Annotated in this window: 21 protein-coding genes and 1 pseudogene; 10 read left to right on the forward strand and 12 right to left on the reverse strand. The window is 71.1% G+C overall.

The genetic code is table 11. The features are described 5' to 3' along the window. Positions 1–156: 156 nt before the first annotated feature. Positions 157–1,344, reverse strand: a complete 1,188-nt coding sequence (locus ABZ953_RS10405) for an aminoglycoside phosphotransferase family protein (protein ID WP_361719848.1) — start codon at positions 1,342–1,344, stop codon at positions 157–159. 234 nt (positions 1,345–1,578) lie between these two features. Between ABZ953_RS10405 and ABZ953_RS10410 the strand changes: the two genes are divergently transcribed. Further along, positions 1,579–3,072 (forward strand): hypothetical protein, encoded by a 1,494-nt coding sequence (locus tag ABZ953_RS10410; protein WP_361719851.1) that lies wholly within the window; start codon positions 1,579–1,581, stop codon positions 3,070–3,072. A 20-nt stretch (positions 3,073–3,092) separates the two neighbouring features. Here ABZ953_RS10410 and ABZ953_RS10415 read toward each other — a convergent pair whose 3' ends face one another. Next, entirely contained in the window at positions 3,093–4,511 is a 1,419-nt protein-coding gene (locus tag ABZ953_RS10415) for a SpoIIE family protein phosphatase (RefSeq protein ID WP_361719854.1), read from the reverse strand. 755 nt (positions 4,512–5,266) lie between these two features. On the opposite strand from ABZ953_RS10415, the gene ABZ953_RS10420 reads away from it, so the two are divergent. Continuing rightward, a complete protein-coding gene (locus tag ABZ953_RS10420) occupies positions 5,267–5,431 on the forward strand; it encodes a hypothetical protein (protein WP_361719857.1) in 165 nt (54 codons plus the stop codon). Here the strand turns inward: ABZ953_RS10420 and aac(3) are convergent. Continuing rightward, entirely contained in the window at positions 5,405–6,295 is an 891-nt protein-coding gene (gene aac(3), locus ABZ953_RS10425; protein ID WP_361719860.1) for an aminoglycoside 3-N-acetyltransferase, read from the reverse strand. The genes ABZ953_RS10420 and aac(3) overlap by 27 nt on opposite strands. A gap of 139 nt (positions 6,296–6,434) precedes the next feature. Between aac(3) and ABZ953_RS10430 the strand changes: the two genes are divergently transcribed. The 3 genes from ABZ953_RS10430 to ABZ953_RS10440 all read left to right on the forward strand — a co-directional run bounded on the left by ABZ953_RS10430 (position 6,435) and on the right by ABZ953_RS10440 (position 8,877). Beyond that, the gene (locus tag ABZ953_RS10430; protein WP_361719863.1) at positions 6,435–7,055 is read left to right on the forward strand and encodes a hypothetical protein; all 621 of its coding nucleotides are present in this window, start codon (positions 6,435–6,437) and stop codon (positions 7,053–7,055) included. A gap of 173 nt (positions 7,056–7,228) precedes the next feature. Beyond that, the gene (gene ligD, locus ABZ953_RS10435) at positions 7,229–8,182 is read left to right on the forward strand and encodes a non-homologous end-joining DNA ligase (protein ID WP_361720193.1); all 954 of its coding nucleotides are present in this window, start codon (positions 7,229–7,231) and stop codon (positions 8,180–8,182) included. A gap of 152 nt (positions 8,183–8,334) precedes the next feature. After that, complete coding sequence (locus tag ABZ953_RS10440; RefSeq protein WP_361719866.1) at positions 8,335–8,877, forward strand: class I SAM-dependent methyltransferase; 543 nt, start codon at positions 8,335–8,337, stop codon at positions 8,875–8,877. An 80-nt stretch (positions 8,878–8,957) separates the two neighbouring features. On the opposite strand, the gene ABZ953_RS10445 is transcribed toward ABZ953_RS10440, so the two are convergent. Continuing rightward, positions 8,958–9,173: a hypothetical protein gene (locus ABZ953_RS10445; protein WP_361719869.1), complete on the reverse strand. Its 216-nt coding sequence runs from the start codon at positions 9,171–9,173 to the stop codon at positions 8,958–8,960. 372 nt (positions 9,174–9,545) lie between these two features. Between ABZ953_RS10445 and ABZ953_RS10450 the strand changes: the two genes are divergently transcribed. Next, entirely contained in the window at positions 9,546–10,541 is a 996-nt protein-coding gene (locus tag ABZ953_RS10450) for an MBL fold metallo-hydrolase (protein ID WP_361719872.1), read from the forward strand. Positions 10,542–10,694: 153 nt separating this feature from the next. Next, the gene (locus ABZ953_RS10455; protein WP_361719875.1) at positions 10,695–11,255 is read left to right on the forward strand and encodes a hypothetical protein; all 561 of its coding nucleotides are present in this window, start codon (positions 10,695–10,697) and stop codon (positions 11,253–11,255) included. On the opposite strand, the gene murJ is transcribed toward ABZ953_RS10455, so the two are convergent. The 4 genes from murJ to ABZ953_RS10475 form a co-directional block, all read right to left on the reverse strand. Beyond that, complete coding sequence (gene murJ / locus ABZ953_RS10460) at positions 11,221–12,810, reverse strand: murein biosynthesis integral membrane protein MurJ (protein ID WP_361719878.1); 1,590 nt, start codon at positions 12,808–12,810, stop codon at positions 11,221–11,223. The genes ABZ953_RS10455 and murJ overlap by 35 nt on opposite strands. A 122-nt stretch (positions 12,811–12,932) precedes the next feature. After that, positions 12,933–13,241, reverse strand: a complete 309-nt coding sequence (locus ABZ953_RS10465) for a hypothetical protein (protein WP_361719881.1) — start codon at positions 13,239–13,241, stop codon at positions 12,933–12,935. After that, positions 13,193–14,110: a tryptophan dimethylallyltransferase family protein gene (locus ABZ953_RS10470; protein ID WP_361719884.1), complete on the reverse strand. Its 918-nt coding sequence runs from the start codon at positions 14,108–14,110 to the stop codon at positions 13,193–13,195. The genes ABZ953_RS10465 and ABZ953_RS10470 overlap by 49 nt, the downstream gene beginning before the upstream one ends. A 478-nt stretch (positions 14,111–14,588) precedes the next feature. Next, a complete protein-coding gene (locus tag ABZ953_RS10475; RefSeq protein WP_361719887.1) occupies positions 14,589–15,155 on the reverse strand; it encodes a type 1 glutamine amidotransferase domain-containing protein in 567 nt (188 codons plus the stop codon). Between the two features lie 210 nt (positions 15,156–15,365). Between ABZ953_RS10475 and ABZ953_RS10480 the strand changes: the two genes are divergently transcribed. Then, positions 15,366–16,130, forward strand: coding sequence for an FAD-dependent monooxygenase (locus tag ABZ953_RS10480; protein WP_361719890.1), 765 nt, complete (start codon positions 15,366–15,368; stop codon positions 16,128–16,130). A gap of 132 nt (positions 16,131–16,262) precedes the next feature. On the opposite strand, the pseudogene ABZ953_RS10485 reads toward ABZ953_RS10480, so the two are convergent. From ABZ953_RS10485 to ABZ953_RS10495, 3 genes and pseudogenes are all read right to left on the reverse strand, one after another. Next, positions 16,263–16,407, reverse strand: a pseudogene (locus tag ABZ953_RS10485) (site-specific integrase); the annotation flags it as partial. A gap of 319 nt (positions 16,408–16,726) precedes the next feature. After that, positions 16,727–17,578 carry a hypothetical protein gene (locus ABZ953_RS10490; RefSeq protein ID WP_361719893.1) on the reverse strand — a complete coding sequence of 284 codons (852 nt, stop codon included), beginning with the start codon at positions 17,576–17,578 and terminating at the stop codon, positions 16,727–16,729. Positions 17,579–17,686: 108 nt separating this feature from the next. Next, a complete protein-coding gene (locus ABZ953_RS10495; protein WP_361719896.1) occupies positions 17,687–18,130 on the reverse strand; it encodes a peptidase inhibitor family I36 protein in 444 nt (147 codons plus the stop codon). Between the two features lie 323 nt (positions 18,131–18,453). On the opposite strand from ABZ953_RS10495, the gene ABZ953_RS10500 reads away from it, so the two are divergent. Further along, positions 18,454–21,678 (forward strand): BTAD domain-containing putative transcriptional regulator, encoded by a 3,225-nt coding sequence (locus tag ABZ953_RS10500; protein ID WP_361719899.1) that lies wholly within the window; start codon positions 18,454–18,456, stop codon positions 21,676–21,678. 107 nt (positions 21,679–21,785) lie between these two features. On the opposite strand, the gene ABZ953_RS10505 is transcribed toward ABZ953_RS10500, so the two are convergent. Next, positions 21,786–22,169: a hypothetical protein gene (locus ABZ953_RS10505; protein WP_361719902.1), complete on the reverse strand. Its 384-nt coding sequence runs from the start codon at positions 22,167–22,169 to the stop codon at positions 21,786–21,788. A gap of 303 nt (positions 22,170–22,472) precedes the next feature. Between ABZ953_RS10505 and ABZ953_RS10510 the strand changes: the two genes are divergently transcribed. Then, positions 22,473–26,237 carry a hypothetical protein gene (locus tag ABZ953_RS10510; protein WP_361719905.1) on the forward strand — a complete coding sequence of 1,255 codons (3,765 nt, stop codon included), beginning with the start codon at positions 22,473–22,475 and terminating at the stop codon, positions 26,235–26,237. Positions 26,238–26,242: the final 5 nt, after the last annotated feature.

Here is a 26,242-nt window from a genome sequence, read left to right on the forward strand (position 1 = left end):
GCTCTTCCGTCATGGTTCCGCGGTCATAGCCCGTTCCGCGGTCATAGCCCGTTCCGCGGTCATAGCCTGCGCGTCATAGTCGCTCGGAAGTGCCAGAGGCATACGAAAGTCCGCAGTACGCCCCTGTCCAAAGCGCACTGCGGACCGTCGTCCCCGTCAGCGAGTGCCGACCGCCGCTCGCACGGCCCGGCGGGCCAGTTGGCAGTCGTCGTGCAGTCGCCTCAGCAGCAACCGCTGTTCCTCGCCGGACGGTGCGGCACCGGGTTGGGCCGGGCCCGGTGCCGTCGGGGCCGAGTCGTGCATCGAACGCTGCACGGCCGTTTCGTAGGTCCGGATCTCCCGGGTCAGGACCAGCATCAGGTTCACCAGGAAGGCGTCCCGCGCCGCCGGGCCCGCAACCTGTGCAAGCTGGCTGATCTCGCGTCGGGCCACCGGGGAGTCCCCGAGGACCGCCCACAGGGTCGCCAGGTCGTACCCCGGGAGGTACCAGCCCGCGTGCTCCCAGTCGACCAGGACGGGTCCCGCCGGGGAGAGCAGGACGTTCGACAGCAGGGCGTCGCCGTGACAGAACTGCCACATGGCCTGGTGACCGGTGCCCAGATGTCCGACCGAGTGCGCGATGCCGTGCAGCAGCTTCTGCAGGTCACCCATGTCACGGTCCGTCAGCAGACCCAGCTCGTGGAAGCGGGAGATCCGCCTGCCGTAGTCCAACGGCCTGCCGAACATCTCGGCCGGCGGCCGCCACTGGTTGAGGCGGCAGATCGAGCCGAGCGCCGCTCGGATGTCGGCGCGCGGCGGAGACTCGATCGGGTGCCGGAGCAGTGCCGCCACCCGTCCCGGCATCCGCTCGATCACCAGAGTGCAGTCCTCGGGGTCCGCGGCGATGAGCCGCGGCGCCCGCACCGGCGGCCGGTGCCGGACGAACGAGCGGTAGGCAGCTATTTCGTGCCTGATCCGCTCGGCCCACACCGGTGAGTGGTCGAGCAGGCACTTGGCGACGGCGGTGCTGCGTCCTGCCGTGCCGACGAGCAGCACGGTGCGGCCGCTTCTGCGGAGCACCTGTACCGGATTGAACTCCGGGCAGATGCGGTGCACCGAAGCAATCGCGGTGCGCAGTTGCGCCCCCTGGGGGCCGGACAAGTCGAGTCTCCCGCTGAGCGGTTGCGTACCGGTTCCCGGTACGCGGGGCGTACGGCCGGCGCCCAGCGGTGCACCAGCGGGGCGCACCGGCTCAAGATAGGGGCCGCTTCCCGGCGAGGAGGCGATCTCGCGACTCCGGTGGACCGGGGGGCGCGGGTGCAGCGGCCGGGGCGGGGCGGACACGGAGGACGATGCTGCGTACATGGGCGATACAGATCCCTTCGTGTGCCTGTGAATTGCGTGCGCCTCCCGGCCCGATCGCTTCGGGTGCACCCTGGGGAGTGCCTTGCGGCGACCGGGTCGGGGTGGCGCATTCCTACCTGACACCCGCCGTCCCCTGGCACACCATGTGGCGCACCCTGGCGAACCCTGGCGAATAGTCGCTCAGCAACTGACAGAGGGTTACTGTCAACTCAGCCGAGAACCTGGGGGCTTGACGTGAACGGACAACCCAACACCCGCCTTTCGGACCTGTTCGGCCTGGCCGGCTGGTCCAAGGGGGAGCTCGCGAGACTGGTGAACCGGCAGGCGGCGGCCATGGGCCACCCCCAACTGGCCACGGACACCTCGCGGGTGCGGCGTTGGATCGACACGGGGGAGATCCCGCGCGATCCGGTGCCGCGTGTGCTGGCGGTCCTGTTCACCGAGCGTCTCGGCCGTGTCGTGACCACTGAGGATCTAGGCATGGTCCGGCACGGGCGCGTAGGCAAGCGGCGTGCCGACGGGAGTGTGGAGCACCCCGACGGCGTGCCGTGGGCGCCCGAGCGGACAGCCGCGGTCCTCACCGAATTCACGGGAATGGACCTCATGCTCAACCGACGCGGCTTGGTGGGCGCGGGCGCCGCGCTTGCCGCAGGCTCCGCACTCAGCAGCGCCATGCACGACTGGCTGCACGCCGACCCGGCGCTTGCGGCCGACGCCCCCCGTATCGAGGATCCCCTGCACGCCGACCCCGCCGGGTTCGACCGCTACGAGGCCGCCCCCATCGGGTCCCAGGAGATCGAGGAGCTGGAGCGCTCGGTCGAAGTGTTCCGCGCGTGGGACGCGGCCCGCGGAGGCGGGCTGCAGCGCAAGGCCGTCGTGGGCCAGCTCAACGAAGTGGGCGGCATGCTCGCCTACCGGCACCCCGACCATCTCCAGCGGCGCCTGTGGGGCGTCGCTGCCAACCTCGCCGTACTCGCGGGCTGGATGTCGCACGACGTCGGTCTCGAGCCCACGGCGCAGAAGTACTTCGTCATCGCGGCGCACGCGGCACGCGAGGGCGGCGACCGCCCGCGCGCGGGGGAGGCCCTGTCCCGGGCCGCGCGCCAGATGGTGCACCTCGGCAAGCCGGACGACGCCCTGGATCTGATGAAGCTCGCCAAGTCGGGCGCGGGCGAGGAGGCACTGCCCCGCACGCAGGCGATGCTGTACACCATCGAGGCGTGGGCGCACGCGTCGATGGGGCGCGGCCAGGCGATGCGGCGCACCCTCGGGCTCGCCGAGGACCTCTTCGTGTCGGACAAGGGGGACGTGCCGCCGCCGAGCTGGATGCAGATGTTCGACGAAGCGGATCTGCACGGCATGCAGGCCCTCGCCTACCGCACCCTCGCCGAGCACGAGGCGTCCGCGGCGGGCGTCGCGCAACGGCATGCCAAGCGGGCGATCGAGCTGCGGGCCAAGAACCGCGACCGGTCGCAGATCTTCGACTACATCTCGCTCGCCTCGGCCTGCTTCATCGCCGACGACCCCGAACAGGCCGACCGGTACGCGCGGTTGGCGCTGGTGTCGATGCGGGCCAACTCCTCGCACCGCACCTGGGACCGGCTCCGCGAGATGTACCGGCTGACCGCGCAGTACGCCGGCTACCCGAAGATCGAGGACCTGCGGGAGGAGATCAAGCTGGCGCTGCCGAGGGGGGTCAGGGGAGCGGGGAGGACAGCCAGGGCGTAGAACGCCTCAGGTCGCGGCCCTCAGATCCGCGCCACCAACAGGCAGGCATCGTCCTCGCGCGGGGCGCCGCCGAACTCCTCGACGACGACCCGCACGCAGTCCTGTGCCGTACGCGCCCCGGTGAATCGGGACGCGAGGGAGAGCAGCAGGCCCGTCGCCGTGTCCCTGTCGCGCCGTGGAACCAGGCCGTCGGTGTGGAGCATCAGCAGGTCGCCGGGCCGTAGTTGCTCTTCGGCCTGCCCGTACGTTGCCCCGGAGGTGGCGCCGAGCAGCACGCCGGATGGTGGCGTCAGCATGCGCCCCGCTCCCTCGCGGAACAGCAGGGGGGCGGGGTGACCGGCCTGTGCCCAGGTGAGCAGGCGGGTGGCGGGGTCGTAGCGACAGCAGACGGCGCTGCCGAGGGCGGGCTGGACCGTGGCGTCCAGTAACTGGTTCAGCCATTCCATGAGTTGGCCCGGCGGGGCTCCGGCGACCGCCATGCCACGCAGTGCGCCGAGCAGCATCGCCATGCCGGAGGTGACGGCGACGCCGTGTCCGGTGAGGTCGCCGACGCTCAACAGGGCGTGCCCGTCGGGGAGTTCCATCGCGTCGTACCAGTCACCGCCGACGAGCGTGCTGGTCGAGGATGGGAGGTAGTGGGCGGCGAGGTCGAGCCGCCCGGGGCCGCCGTGGGGGAACCGGAGCGAGCCGCGCCACGGCGGCAGGACCGCCTCCTGCAGTTCGACGGCGAGGCGGTGCTCGGTCTGTGCGATGTCGTGTCGGCGCTGTAGCGAGTCATGGCTCTCGCGCACCACGCGCTGGCTGCGGCGCAACTCGCTGACGTCCCGCAGGACCGCCCACATGGAGGCGGTGGAGCCGTCGGCGGCGAGCACGGGCTCGCCCATCATGTGCACCTGGCGCACTCGCCCGTCGGACCGGATGATGCGGAACTCGCCGTCGATGGGCTTGCCGTCGATGAGGCAGTCCGTGACCATCGCGGTCAGCAGCGGCTGGTCCTCGACGTGTACGAGGGAGGGGAGTTCGTCCAGCGAGAGCGGGGGAGCGGCCGGGTCGCGGCCGAGGATCTCGTAGAGCTCGCCGGACCAGCCGGCCTCGTCGGTGAGGAGGTTCCACTCGGCGCTGCCCACCCGGCTCAGGAGCGAACCCCGCTGTGGTTCCCGGCATTCCGGGGCGGCCGGTGCCGCGGGCTCCCCACCCACCCGCGGCGGGCCGTCCCGCAGCTGTGCGAGATGGTCGTCCAGGTCGTTGAGCTGATGCACCGCCAGGTCGCACAGGGCTCGCTGCCAACGCCCCTCGGGGTCTCCGTGGTCGGTCGTGGCGTCGCGCCGGACGGCATCGACCTCGCCGCGCAGCCGGCGTGTCTGCGAGATCAGCGCGTCGACCGGGCCGCGCTCGGGCGGCTGGGCGGCTGCGTGGTCCGCGAAGACGTGGGGCGGCATGGGGTGCTCCGGTGAAGGTGCGGTGCGACCGACTTGACGGGTGGTGGACCGCTATCGACTTTCGCACAGCCGGTGAGGGGCCGTAAGGGATTTGGCAACACACGATGCGGTGGTGCTTCTGACATATGCCTATGTCCTGCCGATACGCGGATCGGAGGCTGTACGTCCAGGGTGCGACCGTGAAGGGACCGTAGAGCTTAGGGGCGGAATGTGGGGTTCCGGTGGGGGAGTCGAGGATGGGCGAGGAGCGGGTGTGACACGTCGGGCACGGGCGGTCGGCGACAAGGCGTGCCACCGGGTGCCGGGGCACGCGCCGACGTGGATTTCCTGCTCTACGGCGCCCCCAACCCCCGCCAGAACGGCGCGAATTGGGCCCCCTTCGCTGAAGGAGGCGCCACCGGCTCGTTTCACGACCGTAGAAGACGGACGACCTCGAGCACCCGGCGGTTGTGGTCGTGCGCATCTGAGCCAGCGATTCCCGCAGTACGGCGGCATCCTCGGCGATCACGACGCGCATGGCCGCATGCTCTCACGCGTGCAACGGCAGCTCGCCCCGCTGTTCGGCCGAGAACGCGACCGGCACCGAGCTGGCGGCGTTCCGGTGCGCACCGTCGACGAGGCAGGCCTGGGCGCCGTCGTGCAGATCGCGCGAGGCGCGTCACCCAGGGCGCCACAGCAGGGTGGCGACACCGGTCAGGACGGCGAGCCACGTCCCCGCGAAGGAGTCCACGTGGAGTCCCCCGAAGGGGACCGGGATGAGCAAGTACAAGCGAGACGCCACCGCGCGGGCCTTCGCCGCGGCCGGATCCCCGTACCAGTCGGCCCGCACGTTGCTCCTCGCGGGCCCCGACCACTCCGCCGCAGGGCTGTCCGCGCTCGCGGACCTCGGACTCTCAGCTGCGGCCCGCGCGCCGAGGTGAGGCCTGCGCCGCCGCCCCCCGTCCGAGCTTGCTCTCGATCCAGTCGACGCCGTAGGCCACCACGTCGCCCGCCTCGAACAAGTGGCAGGTGGCCGCGCCGACTTGACCCACTCGCCCATGCCCGGCGGCCAGCATGTCGAGGGCGAGGGCCTCGAAGGGTTCCTGGCCTGCCGGGACGACCGGCGTGTAGTCGAAGGCGCCGTCCGCGGAGTCGATGTCGTGAAAGCGCCGCCAGACGCGCTCGCCGTCCACGGTGACGGGCTGTTCGTAGTCGACGAACCGCTTCCCAGGCGCCTGCGCGAGCGCTTCCGCGTGGTGAAGGAGGGTGAGGCTGTCCAACGGCGCGCCCAGCAGGAGCACCCGGCCGCCCAGGGCGGTGAGGCGGGCGAGAGGGCTGTCGGGACCGTGCGGGTCGTCCCACGGGTGATCGTCCATCAGGGCGTGGGCGGCCGGGCCGAGGGCGGCGAAGCTGGCGTCGGGGTGGCGGCTGCGCACCGCGCCGGGCCGTTGGCGCAGGGCCTCGGGCAGGCGGCCGTTGTTGTGGTCCGCCTCGCTGTGCCGCGGGTCGTAGGCGGGCTGCTCCGCGCGCAGAGCCGCCTGCCAGGTCTCGGGCCAGGTGTCGAAGTCGTAGGGCGGCGCGTCGTTCCACCCGCACGTGACCATCAGCGTGCCGCGGTCGCCGACCGCGTCGCAGAGCGCATCGATGATCGTCAGGGAGCCACCCGCGACGTATCCCAGTGCCGACATTCGGGTGTGGAACATGACGATGTCGCCTTCGGCAAGCCCCAACGCGGCCACCTCGCGCCGGATCCCGGCGCGGGTGACGGGGCCGTCGGACTGTCTCAGAAGGGCGAGTTCATCCATGAGGGGCACGGTATGTGGTCTGCCGTCAGCGGCCCAAAGGGTTTAAGGAGCACGGCCTCTCTCGGTACAAGTGTACGAGCGTACGAGCGCCCTCAGTACAGTGATCAGGTTCAGCTCAGTGCCTTCTCAGGAGTTACCCGTGTCATCGCATCAGCAGCCGCTCCACCCCGCGCGTCGAGCCGTCCGGGCGCCGGGGTGGCGGCGCACCGCCGTGAGCGGCACGGTCCTCGCCGCCGCGCTCCTGGCACTGCCGTGCGGGCTCAGCCCCGCGGCTCAGGCCTACGAGCGCTCCTCCGGCCCGGTGTCCGCGGCAGGCAGTGCCTCGGCACCCGCCGAGGCGACGATCTCGGAGGGACAGGTCAAGGAGGTCGCGCCCGGTGGCGTACTCACGTACCCCAGCGTCACCAGCTGTCTCACGGTCACCGTGCGGCTGCGGGAGGGCGGCCTCGTCGGCGCGCACGCCAGTCTGTTCCAGGTGCCGGGTGAGCTGCGGTCCGACGAGATCCTGGCCGCGGTGAAGAGAGTCGTCGGCAGCCGTGCCGTGACCGCGGTCGAGGTCAGAGGGGCCGTCGGCGCCTGGCACCCGAGCTATTTCACGAAGGCGATCGAGAGTTACGGCGAGGGGGAGCAGGTCCCGGTTCCGGCGGGCCAGGACGCGGACGGCCTGGCACGGGCGGTGTCGCACGGGCTCGGGCTGACCGGCGGCCCGGTCTCGGTCTCGGTCGAGGACGTGCCGGACGGGGACCAGGTCGTCAGCTGACGGAGCCGCCCGCTCCGTACGCTTCCCGCTCCGTGAGCTTCCCGCTCCGTGCGCTTCCCGCTCCGGGGCCTGCCGCCCACCGGGTGAGCGGGGCCGCGGAGGGCGGGGCCGACCGGGCGAGATGGGCGGCCGTCGCGCATGAACGCACCCGGATGGGGCGAGGGCTGACCACCATGGCCCCTCTGCCGCGCCTCGCCCCCATGCTCGCCACTTCCGGATCGCTGCCGCCGTCCCGCACCGAACACCTGTGGAGTGCGGAGACCAAGTACGACGGGCAGCGCGCGCTGGTGTACCTGCCCGGCGACCGCACCGTGGTCATCCGCTCGCGCTCGGGCGCGGACATCACTCCCGCCTACCCCGAACTGCACGCCCTGGCCGACGCGCTGGGCGACGTACCGGCCGTCCTCGACGGCGAGATCGTCGTTCTCGACGAGGCGGGGCGTCCGGACTTCGAGCGCCTTCAGCCACGTATGGGGCTGTCCGGCTCCCCGGCGAAGGCGGCCCGCCTCGCCGCCGGCGCCCCCGTGCACCTGGTCCTGTTCGACGTCCTGTTCTTGGCCGGTCAGGACCTGACCGGCCTGCCCTACGTCCGCCGCCGCGACACCCTGGAGCGGCTGGTCGAGGCCGGCCCGCGCTGGTCGGTCCCGCGCGCGGTCGTCGGGCACAGCGGTCAGACCCTGGAACTCGCCCGCGAGCACGGCCTGGAAGGCATCGTGCTGAAACGGCTCGACTCGGTGTACGAGCCCGGCAGACGGTCACCGAACTGGGTCAAGATCCGCAACGTACGCACCGTCGACGTGGTCGTCGGTGGCTGGCTCCCCGGCCACGGTCGCCTGACGGGGCTGCCCGGCGCGGTGCTGGTCGGCCAGTACGAGGACGGAGTCCTGACCTACCGGGGCAGCGTGGGAACGGGCTGGAACGAGCGGCAACGCACCGAACTCGCCCACCTCCTGAGCATCGCCGCCATGGACGAGTGCCCCTTCGCCCCCGAACCCGCGGTGCCCGGCGCCCGTTGGGTCCTGCCGCGGTTGGTCGCCGAGGTCCGCTACACCGCCCTCACCCGGGCCGGCCTGCTGCGGCACCCGGTCTGGCACCGGCTGCGCCCGGACCTGGTGCCCGAGGAGTGAAATTCCGTACGGGGCCGTCTGCCGGCGCCAGGGCGATAGCGTCATGCTCACGGCGAAGGGGAGGCTCGATCATGACTCGTACGACTGATACGACTGATACGACTGATACAGCCCATACGACCGTCCTGACTGAACGCACGGTTCCGCCCCGAGTGGTGGCGGCGGAGCACATCGCGTCGGAGGCAGGTTTCAAGAAGAGCTGCATCCCCGAGGTGGGCAGGCTGCTCAGGCTGGCCGCCGTCGCGAAACCCGACGGAGTCATCGCGGAGAGCGGCACCGGCTCGGGAGTGGGCACCGCCTGGCTGCACAGCGGCTTGACCGGTGCCGGTGCACGCCTGCTCACCGTAGAACGTGACGAAATGCTGGCCCGCCGAGCGGCCGGTGTCTTCGCGGACGACGAACGTGTCAGCGTGCTCACGGGGGATTGGCGGCTGCTCGAGCGGCATGCGCCCTTCGACGTCTTCTTCTGCGACGGCGGGGGCAAGCGTGACGATCCCCAAAGGGTCGTCGAGTTGCTCGCTCCCGGTGGCATTCTCATCCTGGACGACTTCACCCCGTCGCCGAGCTGGCCGCCTCGTTTCGAGGGCGAAGTGGATGAGCTCCGCCTCTTCTACCTCACCCACCCGGCCCTCGAAGCCACCGAAATACTCACCACACCGACGAGTTCAGCGGTGGTCGCGGCACGCCGTCCCTGACCGGGCGCGGACCGGTGGCGAGGCCCCCCCGCCACCGGCCGTTCAACGGTCAGATCAGTGGTCCCGGGAGTCGAGCCCCGTCAGTCGATCGCCCAGAAGCGGTTGTCGGCCGCGTCGCTGCACGTGTACTGGATGAGGTCGGCGCCGTTGCCCGGCCCCTCGGTGAGGCACCACCAGTGGTGGCCCCTGCCGGTGCACCTCCACTGGTCGAGCCCCTCGCCCTTGGTCTTGCTCAGCCCCGGGACCTCGGCACACTTTCGTTGTTCCGTCGCGGCGGGCCTATTGGCTCCGCCCAATGCAGGAACATACGCAGCCGCAGGGTCCATCACGTCCGAACCGCTGGGGTCGTAGGGCCGCGGGTGTGCGCGGAGACGGCGCGCGGTGGTCAGCCGAGCCAGCTGTACAGAACCGCGGCGACGACGAGCAGCACGATGATGCCCGTCGCTATCACCGATCCGGTGCCCGTCTCCAGGGACCGCTCCTGCTCGGCCATTTTCTCCTCGATGAAAGCCTTCGTGTCGGCTTCTGTACGTGTGCGAACCCAGTGACCGTTCTGCCCCGGATTGAAAACCACCGTGCACCTCCTGTGTCAACTGCCGTGCGCCTCACCACATTTGCAGCTGCCAAACCTCCCCCGGCACACAACCCCGGACAGCGGTGCGCTGACCGTGCCGGACCCGGTGCGCGAGCGGGGTGCACGAATCGGTGAGAATGCGCTCATGAACCTCCCCACGCAGCTCACTGAAATACCCGGCGCCGATGGGCTCTTCCTGTGGGCTCCCGAAGGCACGGGCCTTTGGGGTTACGCGAACTGTCTATGGGTCATCTCGGGCCCCGAGGCCGCCGTCATCGACACGCCGTACGACGGGCCCCTGACCCGGGCGATGATCGCCGCGGCACAGCCCCGGCTCGGAAACCGCACCGTGGGCACCGTGGTCAACACCCACGCGAACGGCGACCACACCTTCGGCAACTACCTGTTCCCCGGCGCGGACATCATCGCCACCCGCGCTGCGCGGGAGCACCTGCATCACGAGCCGACGCCGCAGGAAATGCACGCCCTGGTGAACCAGTCGGCGGCCGATTCCCCCCTCGGCCGGTACCTCCGTGAGCACTTCGGCGTCTTCGACTTCGCTTCCGCCCGACTGGTGGCGCCCACGTCGACCTTCTCCGGCCGCCACACGTTCGCCGTGGGGGAGACGGAGGTGGAGTTGATCGAGGTGGGCCCTGCGCACCATGTCGGCGATCTGGTGGCTCGCATAGGAGATGTGGTCTGCGCCGGCGACGTGTTCTTCCACGGCGACCATCCGCCGCACTGGGCGGGGCCGCTACAGAACGTCATCAATGCGTGCGACCTCATTCTCGACCTGAATCCGCGCGTCATCATTCCTGGCCACGGCAGGCCGACGGACCAGGCCGGCCTCGAAGAGCACCTCGTCTACCTCCGCACGGCGCAGCGCGAGATACGTCTTCGCTTCGAAGCCGGAATGACTGCGGAGAAGGCGATGGACGACTTGGTCCAGCGCGACTTCTACCCGCACTTGGGGCTGCCCGAGCGTCTGATGATCGTGATCGCAGTCGAATACAGCCACCTCGGCGGTGCTTCTTCTTCTCCGACTGTGCTGGAACTCGCGGGCCAGGCGGCGGCCTGGTCGTACCGGTAGCGCGCCAGGGGCACCGGAAGCATGGCTTCCGGTGCTGGCTAGGCTTGACGGACGAGCCGTCACGGCACGGAGCTCTACGCGGAGCATGACGGGAGGGGACGGCCGGTGCAGCCGGGTGAGCAGGCTTCAGACTCAGAAGCGACACGGGTAGGGATGGTCTGGCGGACAGTCGTCGAGGGGGTCACGGGCGCCATGGCCTACATCGCCGACAAGCACTGGAACGTCAGGGCTTGCAACGCCGAGTTCAAGGCTCTCTTCCCCGACGGCCGGGCTCCGTCCAACATCATGCGATGGATGCTCCTCGACGCTCAGGCTCGTGAGGGCACGCTCCTGAACTGGGCCGACGACTGGGCTCGCGGAGCCTGCCCGGCCGTCAGGCGAGCGGTCACCGATCACCCGGCCGATCCGGCTCTGGTCAACCTCGCGCACGACGTCCGGCGCGACCCCGTCGCGGGGCCCATCTACCGGGCGACCGCGACGCTGCACCCGCCGCACCCCGACGGAGCGGTGCGCCAGGTGAACCACGCGGAGAAGGGCCCGGGCTGGGTGCTGGCGACCGCGGCCACGCCGCTGCCCGAGACGGCGGAGCAATTCGTGATGATGCAGTACCGGCCGGGCCCCATCCGCCCCCACCAGCCACCACCCCTTTCCCGCTCGTCTTTCCCGCTCGTCCGCTCTGTCACCTCAGACCCGGCAGGCTCCGCAGCTCGCTGATCTTGAAGGCGCGGGCGAGAAGTACGAAGAGGAACGCCATGGTGGCGCCGCCCGCGGCCAGGGCCAGCGCGGGAGCCCAGGTGGTGGATGTCAGTGTCGTGGAGTAGGTGCGAGCGACGAGCCAGCCGAGCGCGCCGGCTGATACGGCGGAGGCCGCCAGCTTGCCGTAGGTGCGGCACAGGCGTCTGCCGTCCATGCGGCCCTCCAGACGCCGTCGCAGTCGCAGAGCGGTGATGAGCAGGCCGACGGCGTACGAGGCGGCATACGCGACCGCCATCCCGGTGACGGCCCAGCGCGCGGGCAGCAGCAGGTGGCAGACCGTGGCCAGGGAGATGTTGACGGCGCCGATCCACACGGCCATCCAGAACGGCGTCCGGGTGTCCTCGAAGGCGTAGAACCCGCGCAGCAACAGGTACTGCGCGGAGAAGGGGATCAGGCCGAGCCCGAAGGCCTGGAGCATGTGGCCCAGCGGCCGGGCGGATGCGGCGTCAGCCGCGCCGTGAGCGAACAGCAACTGTGCTATCCGGGGGCCGAAGGCGAGGAAGAAGAAGGAGGCGGGGACGATGACCACGCCGCTGATCCGCAGGGCGCGGGACAGGTCGCTGCGTAGATCGCCCAGGCGCCGCTCGACCACGGCCCGGCTCATCCGGGGCAGCAGGGCGGTGACCAGGGAGACTGTGATGATCGCCTGGGGCAGCATCCAGATCGTCTGCGCGTTGGAGTAGGCGGTGAAGCCCACGCCGTCCTTCGGCAGCGCCTGGTCGGCCGCCGAGGCATAACGGGTCACGACCGTGCTGGCCACCAAGTTGGCCAGCACGAACAGCAGCGTCCAGCGAGCCGCGCCGACGCTCTTGCGCAGGCCAGTGCCGCGCCAGTCGAAGCGGGGACGGAAGCGGAAACCCGCGGCGCGGGCGAAGGGAATCAGGGCGATCGCCTGGACGGCCAGGGCGAGTGTGGTGCCGATGCCGAGGAGTGTCACCTGGGTCTGCGTGATGTCCTGTACGCCGTCCGGGACGGTCATGATTCCGAGGTAGATGCCGAACACCGTGATCAGGACGATGTTGTTGAGGACCGGGGTCCACATCATCGCCCCGAATCTGTTCCGGGCGTTGAGCACTTGCCCCAGGATGCTGAAGAGACCGTAGAAGAAGATCTGCGGCAACAGGAACCGGGCGAACGTCACGGTCAGTTCGAACGCCGCATGGTTGTCGGGCGTATCGCTCTGGTAGAGGCCGACGATCTGCGGCGCCGCCCAGACCGCCAGCACCGTGCCCGCACCGAGCACGCACAGGACGAGGGTGACCAGCCGCTGCTCGAAGGCCCTGCCGCCGTCCGGATGCTCGGTCCGGGCCCTCACCAACTGCGGTACAAGCACCGAGTTCAGTGCCCCGCCGATGAACAGGAAATACAGGCTGGTCGGCACGGTATTGGCCTGGTTGTAGGTGGTGGCGAGCAGCCCGGTCCCCAGCGCGGCCCCCTGCAGTACGAGTCTGATCAGCCCCGTCGCCCGGGACACCACCGTCCCCGCCGCCATCAACAGGGACGAGCGCATCATCCCGCCCTCGCCCGGGCCCCGCTTCGGAGCCGCGTGCCGCCCCCGCTTTCTCCGTGACCGCGTTATCGCCCCGGTCCGCGTCCCCTCTGTCATGTGCCCAATCTACGGCCCGAAGATCACCCTCAGGGCTGCCGCCCTCCGGAAGGCCGTACCCGATGAGGGTAGAGCTCCGGTCCCATGTACACGGTGACACGCGGCGGGCCTGCGGCCTGGCAGGAGACCCAGCTCTGGATGTGGGATCGGTCCAGGCTGGTCGGGCACAGCTTCTCGATGAGCAGGCGGTGCGGGGCCGGGTCGATTCCCTCGTCCCGCATCAAGGCCTCCGCGGCGGCCAGCGAGGCCTCGTCGTGGGGAAGATTGGGGTCCAGCGGAAGGTAGAGGTTCACCGCGGCGGGGGCGTCGAGCCCGGAGGTGAACGCGAGGGCGGCCATGGCGGGCTTCGGGCCGGGCTCGCGTCGCCGTACACGGCGTCGAAGGCCCCCGTGGCCCGGCCCGGCCGGTACGTGGCCGACAGCCGCGCGATGTCCTCCACGTCCTGGGGTGAGCAACCGGGTAGACCGGCGTAGACCTTGACCCGGGCCCTGGGGGAATCGGACAGGTCCAGGGCGAGGACGCCGAGGTGGTTCTCGATGCCGAGCGAGCGCAGCGTCTCGGCAGTGGCGGCCCAGGCGCGGGACATGCCGAGCTTGTCCATGGCGCGCGCGACGGACCTCGCGGCCGTGTCCGGCCCGTGGACGCCGGGGTTGAGGTACAGCTTGAAGCCAGGCTCGGCGCCCGGGTTCCACCCGACCGCGTGCATCAGCGTGAAGGGCCCGTGGGGTTCGCGCGAGGTGAACAGGTCCACCACGCCGTTGACGCGGTCGACCGCGGCGGAGCTCAGCCCCGCGGTCACCCTGCGCGTCAGCGCCAGCCCGCTCGCCTGGCGGGCAAGGAGCCCGGGGGTCCCGTCGGCGGACTCGCAGAGCAGGCGCGCCTCGAAGCCGCCCGGCCGCCAGGACACCGACAGCTCGAACGGCGCACCGTCGTTCGCGGCGAAGTACTCGCCGCCCGACCGGCTCTCGCCGTGGCTCACGGGCAGTTCGCCCCAGCCGTGCATCAGGCGCTGAATCCCCTGGCGAAAGTCGGCGGACTGGGTGTCGCCGACCCCCAGGGAACCCAGCGCGGCATCGACGAAGCCGTCGGCAGCTGTCGAAAACGTGGCAGGTCTTCTTCTTCGTAACGACGTCATCAGCAGATGCCCCTGTCGAAAACCGGATCCTTCGACGACCGCACCGGCGGCCGGGTGGCGCGAGTGCGTCACCACTCCACTGAAGGGTTGGTTTGCGAGGGGGGTTCACCTGTGTGGGGAGGAACACAGCGCCCTGGGTGAAGAGTTGAGGCGCTGGTGACTGTGCACGGCGGCGTTGCTGTGGTGCATGACGTGAGGGGGGCTACCCGCACGAAAGGACCCGGCACGGACGATCCCGGCCCTGGTCATCAAGCGATGCATGGACCGGATCCGCGGATCTCGTCCTCAGGCGATCGCCCTGGAGGACATGTGCGGTCGCGACGCGGGGAACATCCAGTGCGGCGTGCGCAGCTACGGCATGGACCCCAACCCTGCCTTCGGGGGCGTCGTGAACGACTGCGGCCGCTGTCGGCCGGGGCGCAGCTTCGGGACCCTCCTCCTGTCTGCGAGGCCATTGACGAACACCATCAAGCATGGGGGACACCCACCCGACACCACCCGACACGCCCCGGCCCGCCACTTCGCGCGAGCCGGGGCGGACGCGGGGCCGTCAGCCCGCCGCGCCGAGCGTGTCGTCGATCTCGCGGAGGAAGTCCTCCAGGTCGTCGGGGGTACGGGAGGTGATCAGGTCCCAGTCGTTGGCGCCGCAGTGCATGACGGACTTGTCGACCCAGGTGCCCTTGGCGTTGCGGATGTCGGTGGCGACCGAGGCGTACGACGTGAGGGTCTTGCCATCGACGACATCGGCCTCCACCAGCAGCCACGGCCCGTGGCAGATCGCAGCCACCTTGCGGCCGGACTCCGCGAAGGAGCGGACCATCGAGACGGCGGTCTCGTCGAGCCGCAGGGAGTCCGCGTTGACCGTGCCCCCGGGGATCAGGAGCAGGTCGTACGAGGACGCGTCCGCGTCGGCAAGGGTCAGGTCCGGCTGGACGGTCTTGCCGGGGTCCTTGTCGCCGACGAGCGTGCGGATCTCCTCCGCCTTCACGGCGGCCACGTCGACGTGGGCGCCACGCTCACGCAGATGCTGCACCGGCACCACGAGCTCGTCCTGCTCGATTCCGTAGTTGGTGACGATCGCCAGAACGCGGTGGCCGTTCAGTGTGTTCTCAGCCATGACGTTGCCTTTCCTCTGCTGCTGTGCGGTTGGTACAGGGCTCTTCGAAGCCGATCGGACGCCCCGGCAGCCGCCTTCATCAGGCCCACACGCCGACGTGCAGCCGGATGGGTCGGCGACCGGAGTAACCGTGCAGAGGTTCGGGTGCCCTGGCCCCTCGACAAGATTCGGGACCAATGGCCTTTAGTAGCGTCACGGCGGTGGCGCGGGATGCGGCGGACACGGTCCCGGGTGGCGGCGATCCTGCGGGGCGAGCAGGCGGTGTGCCCCGGTGTGCGGGCGGTCGTGGACGGTAGGGGTGGAGCGGGCCAAGTCGGCGGTCTACTGCTCCAGCCGGTGCCGGGTGCGGGTCTGTCGGCAGCGGCAGGCGTGGCGTTTTGGTGTTGCGGAAACGCCGTAGGCGAATGCCCTGCCAACATCTCCAACCCCCCTTTTTTTCTGCATGGGAGGTCAGCCATTCGGGTGGGTGCTTACAGTGCTCCCGGCTCGCCGGTTCGATGCCCAACGGCACGGAAGACCTGTTCACCGTGGTGGGAGGCGCGCTTCGGTGAATCGGTCGCCGTGAAGGGACGGATCTCCAGCAAGACGCTGGTGCCCCTGCGCAGTGTCGTCCACGACCCGATGAGCCACGGCCGCCTATACCTGCTCGGCGATGCCGCGCATATCGTGCCGCCCATGAGCGCCAAGGGCATGAATCTGGCGCTGCATGACGCCGACATGTTCGCCGCGGCCGTATCGAAGCAGGTCAAGGAGCAGGACAGGAGCCTGCTTGAGGCGTACTCCGCCACGTGCTTGAAGCACGTGTGGAACTACCAGGCGTTCGCCGTGTGGTTCACCGACCTCATGCACGACGAGGGAGACGTCTCCTACCACGGTGAGTTCCGGCGCCGCCTGGCGCGCGCCGAGTTCGAGCGCCTCTACGACTCGGAGACCGCCAACCGGCTCTTCGCCGAGTTCCTCACCGGCCTGAACTGAGACCGCCGTCCTCGGTCGAGGGCGGGAACCAGTGGATCTGAGCAATGGGAGCCTTCAGCCCCTGCTCTCTCGAACACTGCGCCGTGACGGCGCAGCGCCGCAGGTGCAACCACGGCTGCCGCCCGGGGCGAGCAGGTCCCGGCCGGTTCCCGGCCCGCGCACAGCGGTGTGCTCGTCCAGTAGGGCGCGGGCCTGACTGTACGAGAGGCGGGCCAGCCCGGTTGTCCGGGCACACGTCACGCGCGCCGACGACCTTCCCCGGGCCGGGGTGGCGGTGCCGGCCCACCGGGTTGTCGGGCATCTCCGAGACCCCCACAGGGACGTGGCTTCCCGTCATGGCCGATAGCAGCAATCCACGTGCCGTCCGGTGAGACCGTCATTCCCGGCACCGGGAGGTTGTGCTCAGGGGGAGGGGCGGTCTCCCGCCCGGCGGTCGGCGTCGCGATCGCGCCGGACGGCAGCTGGATCGCCACCCCCTCCTCTGTGAACGGCAGTAATGGAGCTGGCGACCGGGGCTGGTGCCGCGCAGTGCGGCGGACAGCCCCGGCAGAAAGGCGCCGAGAAGTCCCGCGCGGGCAGCGTCGGCCACGGGGTCCTCACCTGCTGTGCCGCCGTACATTCTCCAGGTAGCGTTTCCGGGCCTCATGGACCTGCCGGAAGCGCCCGGCACTGTCCTTGATCGCCTGGTGCTGCAGGGTCGCATCGGCCCGCCACCAGACGGCCACCAGGCGTGTCCGGAGTTTGCACGCGACGTCGTCCTGGGCCGTGGCGATCTCGTCACGGGTGGGTTGTCCGCCCTTCCACCGGGGGTCCTCGTTCGGGTCCATCGGGTCGCGGTAGGCATGGCCCCGCTTCCGCATACAGGCCCGCCACTCCCCGAACACCCGCTGGGCGGCGGGGGTGTGCCGGGACTTCTCGTACGCGGCGTGGGAAGCCTCATTGACCAGGTCGGAGTTGACCATCGGCACATCTCGCATCAGTACGCGGTCGGCTCGTGCCTGGCAGCCCGACCGGCCGTCGGTACCGTAGGCAGCCGTCCGCTGCCGTGTGGTGAGCTTCGCGTCCCGCTGTCCCAGACGCCTCTCCGCGGTCTTGGTGGCCGGGTCAGGGATGGCGTGGTATCCGTATCGCTTCGCCACCGCAGTCTCAGCCAGACCGTAGCGGCCGCGATGCGGCCATGTCTCGGTCGAGGAGTGGGGGAGCTCGGGCCAGTCCAGACCCTGACGTGCCATACACGACTTGATCAGCTTCTCCTGCGCCGTGGCGGCGAGGGCGGCGCTGCGGCTGTCCAACTCGTACGCGTCCAAGGGCAGGGTGAGTGCGCGGATCTCCCGGCTCGGGGCGGGTGGCCGATCCGGGGGGTGGGTACCGTCGTCTGCCGAGGGTCCCCCGCAACCCGCGGCGAGCAGCAGCACCAGGGCCGCTGCGGGTGCGATACGCCTGCGCATGGTCAGCACCTCCCAGGAGGTGCCGGAGGTACACGGCAGGCGGTGCCGTACCTCCGGCGGATGGACGGGCTCAGCTCATGGCATGGGTTCGCGCCGCGAGCTCACGGGTCAGGTGCACGACTTGTACAGCGAACTCGTCTTGTACTTGACGCGGGTGTCCTTCAGGTCGGACGACCACGTCCAGGGGTGGAACGTCCAGTGCTCACCGCGGTTCCAGTAGTTCGTCCACAGCGTCCAGTAGCAGCTGCGGGTGAGGTTCTTCACCGAGCGGAGATTGTCGTTGACCTTGTGTCCGTTGTTGTATTTGTTGTCGGACAATTTCATGTCCGACTTGCAGAACTTCTTGTAGCCGCCCGTGTAGCGCCAGTGCTCGTACGTGTGCAGCGGGGCCGGGCACGCCGCCACGGCCAACCGCGCGGTGTCGTCCGCGGGGGCTGCGGACCTCGGGGCCTTCGGGGCGCTGTCGGCCTGGGCGGTCGGAGCCGCCAAGGTCAGCCCGGTGCCGAGAGCAATGGTGGCCGTGGCCAGCGCGAGGCGCTTGTGTCGGTGCATGAGTGGTGTCCTCCGTTGTGTTCGGGCAGGCCGCACCACCCCTGTGGGCGGCGGTGGTTTCGGCTGTGCGCTGATGTGCCGGACGAGAAGGAGTCAACACCGGCGCGCTCACCAGGCCGCCTCCGTGCGCTGTCCGTCCGATGAGCGCACCCACGAGGCGGCCCTCCCGGCCGAACAGCGTGGTCGGCCCCGTCCAGTGGCCGTGCCGCGGCCGAGCCGCCGGACTTTCGGCCGGACTTTTCCTGCGGTAAGACACCTGTTACCGCATCCCGGGGGCCGCTAGGTTGAGCCGTCTGCCGGAAAGAGAGAGCCCGGAGGCGGACATGGCGGCGACACGGCAGTCGGACTTTGCCCGGCTGTGCGCCCGGCGTCAGTGGCAGCAGCCGTCGGTGTTCATGGCGGTGTACGAGGCCACGGCACGGCGGCTCGGCGAGCCGGGGCAGATCACCGTACGGCAGCTGCACCGCTGGCGGCAGCCCGATCCGCCCTGCCCGCGCCGCTCCAGCCAGCGGGTGCTGGAGGAGATGTTCGGCATGCGGCTGGAACAGCTCGGTTTCACCCTCCCCGCCCACCGCCGCCATGCACCGCCCGGACCCGGCCGGACTCCCGCGCAGGGCACTGCCCCCGCCCACGACGCCCGGCGGTCCGAGCCCCCGATGCGTTTCCAGGTGCTCGGTCCCGTCCGTGCGTGGTGCGGTGCGCAGGCACTGCCCGAGGGCCGCCCCCAGGAACGGGCCCTGCTGACCGCGCTGCTGCTGCGAGGCGGACGCACCGCGACGGCGAGCGAACTCATCGACGCCATATGGGGCCAGGCGCCTCCCGCCCAGGCGCTCCCCGCCCTGCGCACCTACGCCTCCCGATTACGCAAGACCCTCGGCCGCCGCACCCTCGTCTCCGAGGCCGGGGGATATGCGATCGCCCTGCCGGACGGGGCACTTGACCTGGCCTTGTGTGAGAAGTATGAGGCGCAGGCAGCCGAGGCCCGCACCGCACACGACCCGCACCGCGCACGGCGGGCACTGCGCGACGCGCTGGCGCTGTGGAACGGGGAACCCCTGGGTGGCGTCCCCGGCCCCTTCGCCCACACCCAGCGCTCCCGCCTCGCCGAATGGCGCCTGGCCCTGCTCGAACACCGCCTCGCCCTCGACCTGGAGCTCGGCGGACACCTCGACGCCGTCTCCGAGCTGACCTCACTCACCGCCGAGCATCCGCTGCGCGAGGGCCTGCGCGCCCTGCTGATGGTGGCGCTCTACCGCGGCGGACGGCAGGGAGAGGCACTGGGCGTGTACGCCGACACCCGCCGCATGCTCGACGAGGAACTCGGCGTCAGCCCCGGCCCGGAACTGACCGCACTGCACCAGCGCGTGCTGCAGGCGGACCCCGGCCTCGCCGCACCCCCCGGCACCGGCGCCGAGGGCGAGCCACTGCCCCAAGCGGCACGCCTGGCCCAACTCCCGGCCGAGCTGGCCGACTTCACGGGCCGGGCCGCCGCCGCGGCACACCTGCGGCGAGATCTGCTGCGCGACCCGGGCCGGGTGATGGCCATCGCCTCGGTACGCGGACTCGGCGGCGTCGGCAAGACCACGCTTGCGGTACGAGTGGCCCACGACGTCCGCGCTCACTTCCCCGGCGGGCAGCTCTACGCGGACCTCCTCGGCCAGAGCGCCCGGCCTGCCAGGCCCCACGACGTACTGGGCGCTTTCCTGCGCGCCCTCGGCGTACCCGACTCCGCCCTCCCCGACGACCACGAGGAACGGGCGGCGTTCTACCGGTCCACCCTGGCCGGACGCCGGGTCCTCGTCCTGCTCGACAACGCACACAGTGTCGCCCAGGTGCGTCCGCTGCTGCCCGGCGCACCGGACTGCGCCGTACTGATCACGAGCCGCGCCCGCCTCGTCGCGGTCCCCGGCGCCCAGGTGCTCGACCTCGACGTCATGAGCGAGCAGGAGGCTCTTGTCCTGTTCACGCGCATCGTCGGCGCCCCGCGTACCAAGGCCGAGCCGACCGCCTGCCGAGAGACCGTCGCCGCCTGCGGATACCTGCCACTGGCGATCCGTATCGCCGCCGCGCGCCTGGCCGCCCGCCCGGCCTGGGCGGTCTCCACCCTGGCCGGGCGGCTCGCCGACGAACGCCGCAGACTCGACCAGCTGCGCCTCGGCGACCTCGCCGTGGACGCCTCCTTCGAGCTGGGCTACGGCCAGTTGGAGCCCGCGCAGGCCCGAGCCTTCCGGCGCCTCGCGCTGCCGGACGGCCTCGACATCTCCCTTGCCGCGGCCGCCGCCGTACTGGAGGAGAACGAGGACACCAGCGAGCTGCTCCTCGAGTCCCTGGTCGACACCAGTCTGCTGGAATCCGCGGCACCGGGCCGCTACCACTACCACGACCTCCTGCGGCTGTTCGCCCGCGACCGCGCCGCACACGAGGACCCGGACGGTGACCAGAGGGCCGTGCTGTCCCGCCTGCTCGGCTTCTACCTGGTCACGGCCTGCCACGCGTACGAGCTGGAGAACCCGGGGGACCGCCTGGTGGAACACCTGGCGCCCACCGACCGCCAGGCCCTGCCGTTCGACGACCGCCAACAGGCCCTGGACTGGGTGTTCTCCGAGGGGCCCGCTCTGCTCGCCGCCGTACGCCAGTGCGCGGCGGAACCTGCCCTTGCGCCCATGGCCGCCGATGTCCTGCTGGTGACGCAGGACCTGATGGAGTCGGGCGCCTACCGGCAGGATTACGCGTCGGCAGCGTCGGCGGTGGCCGAGGAGGCCCGGCGCGTCGGCGACCCGCGCACCGAGGGCCGCGCGAGGGTCGTTCTCGGCCAAGTGCACCACCTGGCGGGCCGCGCGGAGCGGGCGCGCGAGGAGGCCGAGCGCGCCCACGCCCTCGGCGCCGCCGCCGACGACATGCTCACGCTCGGGTACGCACCCAACCTGCTGGGCCTGCTTGCCATCCTCCACGGCCGCCACCAAGCCGCCGCCGTCTGTTTCACCCAGGCCCTGAGGGCCTTCAGGGCCGACGGCAACCACTACGGCGAGACAGCCATGCTCATGAACCTCGGCCGGGCCCAGCTCGGTCTCGGCCAGACCGAGAGCGCGATCGCCGCGTCCGAGCAGGCGGTGGAACTGTGGCGCGGGCTCGGCGCCACCCTGCGGCTTGCGAACGGCTACTACGCCCTTGGTCTCGCCCTTCACGAGGCGGGCCGCTACGACGAGGCGCTGGAACGGTTCCACCAGGGCCTCGTGATGTTCCAGGAGAGCAGGCAGCCGTACTGGATCGGCATGACCCACTTCCGTATGGCCACCGCCCAACTGGCCGCCTCGCGCCCGCAAGCGGCCGCCGCACACGCCGAACGGGCTCTCGCCCTGCTGCGCGACATCGGCGGCGACCGGCGGCTCGCCGGTGTGCTGTCCCTGCTCGCGCAGACCCTGCGCCGGCTCGGCCAGCAGGAACGTGCGCACACCTGCTGGCAGGAGGCGCTGTCCCTGCTCGAACGAATCGGAAGCCCCGAGGCCGCACATGTACGTGCCCTGCTCACTCCCGCCGGGAACCCCTGACCATGGTCGGCGTGCGCGTACTTCTGCCTGTACCTGCTAAGGCACCGGCTCAGAAACGGGCGCTGCCCCGCCGCGATCGGGCAGGGCAGGCTCTTGCCTCAGCGGTGTCAGGTGCCGAGTCCAACGACCGATTGCGGCGCCGGCCAGTTGAGTGTGTAAGTGGTGCGGGGCGGCGGCCAGTTGGGTGTGGTGGTGGTCTGGGGCGGCGGCCAGTTGCCCGTGACGGTGGCGCGGGGCGGCGGCCAGTTGGGTGTGGTGGTGGTGAGGGGCGGCGGCCAGTTGCCCGTGCTGCCCTCTCCCGTGAGCGGCCCGTTCCCCGTGAGGGTGACCGTCTCGGTCGGCGGCCCCGTCCTCGTGTCCGGCGCGGTGCTCCGCGCCGCCGCGTCCGCCTCACCGGGCGCGGCGCCCGGTTCGGCCACCGCGGCGGTGGTCAGGATGCTCACTGCCGCCACTGCCCCGGCGGCCACGCCGATCGCTTGCTTGATGCGCATGGAATATCTCCCCCGACTGAGCCCCGGCAGGGCTCGTCCGATCGCTGTGCTGTGTCCGGCCTCCGGGGATGGCTGAGGCACCTGGGCGAGATCCCCCCAGTGGCGCCGACCGATCCCTGGCCGATGACTCGATTGCAGTTGCCGCCGCGTTGTCCGGCAGCCCCCCACGATCACTCCGGACAATGCGAACGCCGCCGGTCGCACGGGGTGGCCGAAGAAAGCCCCCGCCTGTTGCGACGCGTTGCCGTGCGCCACGGCCCCGCGTACCTTGACGCGATCTGCCGCGTGCCGGGGGAGGGAACTGTGGGGCGTCGGGAGAGTCCACTGGACCCGGACGCGGGTCCCGTGCAGCGCTTCGCGTACGAGCTGCGCGCGCTTCGCCGCGACGCGGGCGGCCCGACCTACCGGACGATGGCCGCGCGCGGTGGGTACTCGGTCACCACCCTGGCGCAGGCGGCCGCGGGAGAGCGGCTGCCGTCGCTGCCGGTCCTCCGCGCCTACGTGGCGGCCTGCGGCGGTGACGAGGCGGAGTGGGAGCACCGCTGGCGCGAGGCCGCAGCAGAGGCGGCCGCCGTGCCCTCGGCCGCCGCGGACGACGAGCCCGCGCCCTATCTCGGCCTGGCCCGGTTCGAGCCGGGCGACCGGGAGAAGTTCTTCGGCCGCGAGCAACTGACCGGAGAACTGCTCACCGTCGTGGCGGAGAACCGGTTCGCCGCGCTCGTGGGAGCCTCCGGCAGCGGCAAGTCCTCCCTGCTGCGTGCGGGTCTGATCCCCGCCCTCCAGCACGCCGACGAGCCACACCGGCGCCCCGCGGCCATTCGCATCCTCACCCCCGGCGCGCACCCCCTCGCCGCGCACGCGGCACCGCTCTGCCCGGCGGACGGCGCACGCGACACGGTCGTCGTCATCGATCAGTTCGAGGAGACCTTCACCCTGTGCCGGAGCCAGGAGGAACGGGCGGGATTCATCGACCGGCTGCTCACCGCCCGCCGGCCGGACAGCCGCCTGCGCGTCGTCATCGCCGTACGCGCCGACTTCTACGGCCGGTGCGCGGAGCACCGCGCGCTCGCCGCAGCCCTGAGGGGGACCAGCTTGCTGGTGGGGCCCATGAGCCAGGAAGAGCTGCGCCAGGCCATCGTCGGTCCTGCAGCCACCCGGGGAGCCCTCGTCGAACGGGCCCTGACCGCCAGGCTCGTCACGGAGGTCACCGACCAGCCGGGCGGTCTGCCCCTGCTGTCACACGCGCTCCTCGAGACATGGCGGCGGCGCAAGGGCCGGGCGCTGACCGAGTCGTCCTACGAGGCGGCAGGCGGCCTGCGGGGAGCCATCGCCCACACCGGCGAGGAGGTGTACGCGCGGCTCACGCCCGGTGAGGCCGTTCTCGCGCGGCACCTCCTGCTGCGTCTGATCATGCCGGGGGAGGGGGCGCCGGACACCCGGCGCCCGGCCGACCGTGCCGAACTCCTCGCGGTGGGCGAGGGCACTGCCCCGGTCCTGGAACGGCTGGCACGCGCCCGGCTGATCACCCTGGAGGAGTCCTCGGCAGATCTGGCCCACGAGGCGCTGATCACGGCCTGGCCCCGGCTGAGTAGCTGGGTGGAGGAGGACAGGGAGCGGCTGCGGCTGCACCGTCGCCTGACGGACGCGGCGAACGCGTGGGAGGAGAGCGGGCGCGACACCGGGGCCCTGTACCGGGGCAACCGACTGGCCGCCGTGGAGGAGGCGTTCGCAGGGAGAGGCGGTGCGTACGACGGGAAGGACGGGAAGGGCGGTGCGTACGACGGGAAGGACGGGAAGGTCGGGGAGGTAGCGCTGACCGGGCACGAGCGTGCCTTCCTGGCCGCCGCTGTCACTGCCCGCACCAGGGACCGCCGCCGCAGCCGGTCCCTGCTGGGGACGCTGTCCGTCCTGTTGGTCCTGGCGCTGGTGGCCGGAGTGGTCGCCTGGCAGCAGAACCGCACGAGCGAGAAGCGCAGGACCGAAGCAGTCGCCCGTAAGGTCAGCGCGCTGGCGAACGGGATGCGCTTCTCCGACCCGGTCACGGCCATGCGGCTGAGCGTCGCCGCCTGGCGGGTGGCCGACACACCGGAGACCCGCGCGGGGCTCATGGGTGCCCACACCCAGCCGGAGGAGGACGTCTTCACGGTGCCCGAGAGCCTGGACTCCCAGCAGTTCCTGAGCCAGGACGGGCGCACCCTGGTCGTCGCCGACCGCGGTCACGTCACGAAGTGGGACGTGCGGACCAAGCGCAGGACGGGGAAGTACCCGGGTCTCGGCCGCCACGTCGGTACGGCCACTCACCTCAGCCCCGACGCGCGGGGGCTGCTGCTTGAGACGGACGACGGCGTCTTCGTCTGGGACATCGGAACGGGCCGGACAGCCGGACGCCGGCTTGGCTCGCCCGACGCGGTGACCCTGGGGTTCGGCTCCACCGCGCGCACCGTCGTCCTGGGGGACACCGCCGCCGTACGACTCCGCGTCTGGGACACGGTGCGTCGGCGTGTTCTCTTCACCTCTCCTGTCGGTCAGGTGGAAGCGGCCGTCGTCAGTCCGGACGAGCGCATGGTGGCGCTCTGCCCGGCCGGAAGCCGGCTCCAGGTGTGGGACATCGCCCAGCGGCGGCGGCTTCCCGTTCCCGGCTCCCTGCCGCGCGGGGGAGACGACAGGTGCGCGGAGGTAAGGTTCGCGCCCGACAGCCGCACGGTGGCGGCCGTCACCCCTGACGCCGTGCGGATATGGCGGGCGCGGACCGGCAAACCGCTGCCGGGAGTCGACCAAGTAGGCGTGAGCAGCCTGGAGTTCGGCGCCGACGGAAGGTTCATGGTGACGTCGGACGCCGAGGAGATCAGTCTCTGGCGGCTGTCCGATGCTGAGGACCCGGTGCTTCGGTACCCGGTCAGCACGCTCTCCGTCGGCCGGCTCAGCCTCGACCTCGACGATCGTCGCATCCGCTATCTGTCACAACGCCAGATGCGAGGGGGCGTCGTGCGCTCGGTCGCGCTGCGCGGTGCCGCCGCCCCGACCTGGCAGGAACCCGCCGTATCCGAAGCCGCGTTCGGCCCGGACGGCCGCCTGCTCGCCAGATCGTGGCAGGGGGCCGACGGGGTCCGCTTCCAGCTGTTCGACGTACGCACCGGGCGCCGCACGCGCGAGCTGCCCCGGCTGCGGTGCACTGCGGAGTACGTGGACGACTGTCTGGAAGACATGACGTTCAGCGCCGACGGACGGACGCTCGCCTACCGGACGGGCCCGGTGGACTCGGGGGAGAGGGAACGGTTCACCATCTGGGACGTCGCCGCGGGCCGGGACAGGACACCGAAGGCCCTCCGGGCTCCCGGCTTGGGGGGAGAAGGCGTCCTCTCCATGGCGCTGAGCCCGGAGGGGAGATCCCTGTTCCTCTCCCGCGGGGAGGAACAGGACGGGCGCACCGAGGTATACGACGTACGCCGGGGGACCCGCACCAAGGTGCTGCGGGGGATGGGCGGAGGCGCCCTGGCCGTCCGGCCCGACGGAAGGCTGCTGGTGAACGCGAACGGCCGCGTGGCCGACCCGCGGGGCGGCCGCGTGACCCGAGTGAGCCTGGGCCAGGACTCGGACTCGGTGACCGCGATCACGTTCAGCCCCGACGGTCGGCTGTTCGCGGCGGGTGACGCCTCGGGGCGTGTCACGCTCTGGGACGGCGAACTGCGCCGCCGTGTAGGGCAGTTCGACGGTACGTTCACCAGTGAGCGACAGGACGCCGCCGAGCCGGTGGGCACCCTGGCCTTCTCTCCCGACGGCCAGACCCTCGCCGTGGGCGGTTCCGAGGGAACACTGCGGCTGTGGGACGCCACCGCCAACCAGGCTCTGGGAGCCGCGCTTCCCACCCCCGGCGACCGGCAGATCACCCTCGCGTTCGCCCCGGACAGCGCCACCGTCTACGCGGCGGGTGAGCGCGTCCCCCTTCAGCGCTACCGCGTCGCACCGCAGCAGGTGGCCTCCGACGTCTGCGCCCGCACGAGCACGGGGCTGTCCCGCCGCGACTGGAAGGCGTACATCCCCGACGTGCCGTACCGGCCCACTTGCTGAGTCCG

It is taken from the genome of Streptomyces sp. NPDC046465 (assembly GCF_040646035.1).
Lineage (GTDB): Bacteria > Actinomycetota > Actinomycetes > Streptomycetales > Streptomycetaceae > Streptomyces.

Excerpts from the sequence above, each read along its gene's own strand:
- ABZ953_RS10465 (WP_361719881.1), bottom strand. The coding sequence starts at position 13,241 with ATGGCCGCCCTCGCGTTCACCTCCGGGCTCGACGCCCCCGCCGCGGTG.
- ABZ953_RS10455 (WP_361719875.1), top strand. The coding sequence starts at position 10,695 with ATGGTCTGGCGGACAGTCGTCGAGGGGGTCACGGGCGCCATGGCCTAC.
- ABZ953_RS10495 (WP_361719896.1), bottom strand. The coding sequence starts at position 18,130 with ATGCACCGACACAAGCGCCTCGCGCTGGCCACGGCCACCATTGCTCTC.
- murJ (WP_361719878.1), bottom strand. The coding sequence starts at position 12,810 with ATGATGCGCTCGTCCCTGTTGATGGCGGCGGGGACGGTGGTGTCCCGG.
- ABZ953_RS10475 (WP_361719887.1), bottom strand. The coding sequence starts at position 15,155 with ATGGCTGAGAACACACTGAACGGCCACCGCGTTCTGGCGATCGTCACC.
- ABZ953_RS10480 (WP_361719890.1), top strand. The coding sequence starts at position 15,366 with ATGCGGCGGACACGGTCCCGGGTGGCGGCGATCCTGCGGGGCGAGCAG.
- ABZ953_RS10415 (WP_361719854.1), bottom strand. The coding sequence starts at position 4,511 with ATGCCGCCCCACGTCTTCGCGGACCACGCAGCCGCCCAGCCGCCCGAG.
- ligD (WP_361720193.1), top strand. The coding sequence starts at position 7,229 with ATGGCCCCTCTGCCGCGCCTCGCCCCCATGCTCGCCACTTCCGGATCG.
- ABZ953_RS10420 (WP_361719857.1), top strand. The coding sequence starts at position 5,267 with ATGAGCAAGTACAAGCGAGACGCCACCGCGCGGGCCTTCGCCGCGGCC.
- ABZ953_RS10505 (WP_361719902.1), bottom strand. The coding sequence starts at position 22,169 with ATGCGCATCAAGCAAGCGATCGGCGTGGCCGCCGGGGCAGTGGCGGCA.
- ABZ953_RS10405 (WP_361719848.1), bottom strand. The coding sequence starts at position 1,344 with ATGTACGCAGCATCGTCCTCCGTGTCCGCCCCGCCCCGGCCGCTGCAC.
- ABZ953_RS10500 (WP_361719899.1), top strand. The coding sequence starts at position 18,454 with ATGGCGGCGACACGGCAGTCGGACTTTGCCCGGCTGTGCGCCCGGCGT.
- ABZ953_RS10490 (WP_361719893.1), bottom strand. The coding sequence starts at position 17,578 with ATGCGCAGGCGTATCGCACCCGCAGCGGCCCTGGTGCTGCTGCTCGCC.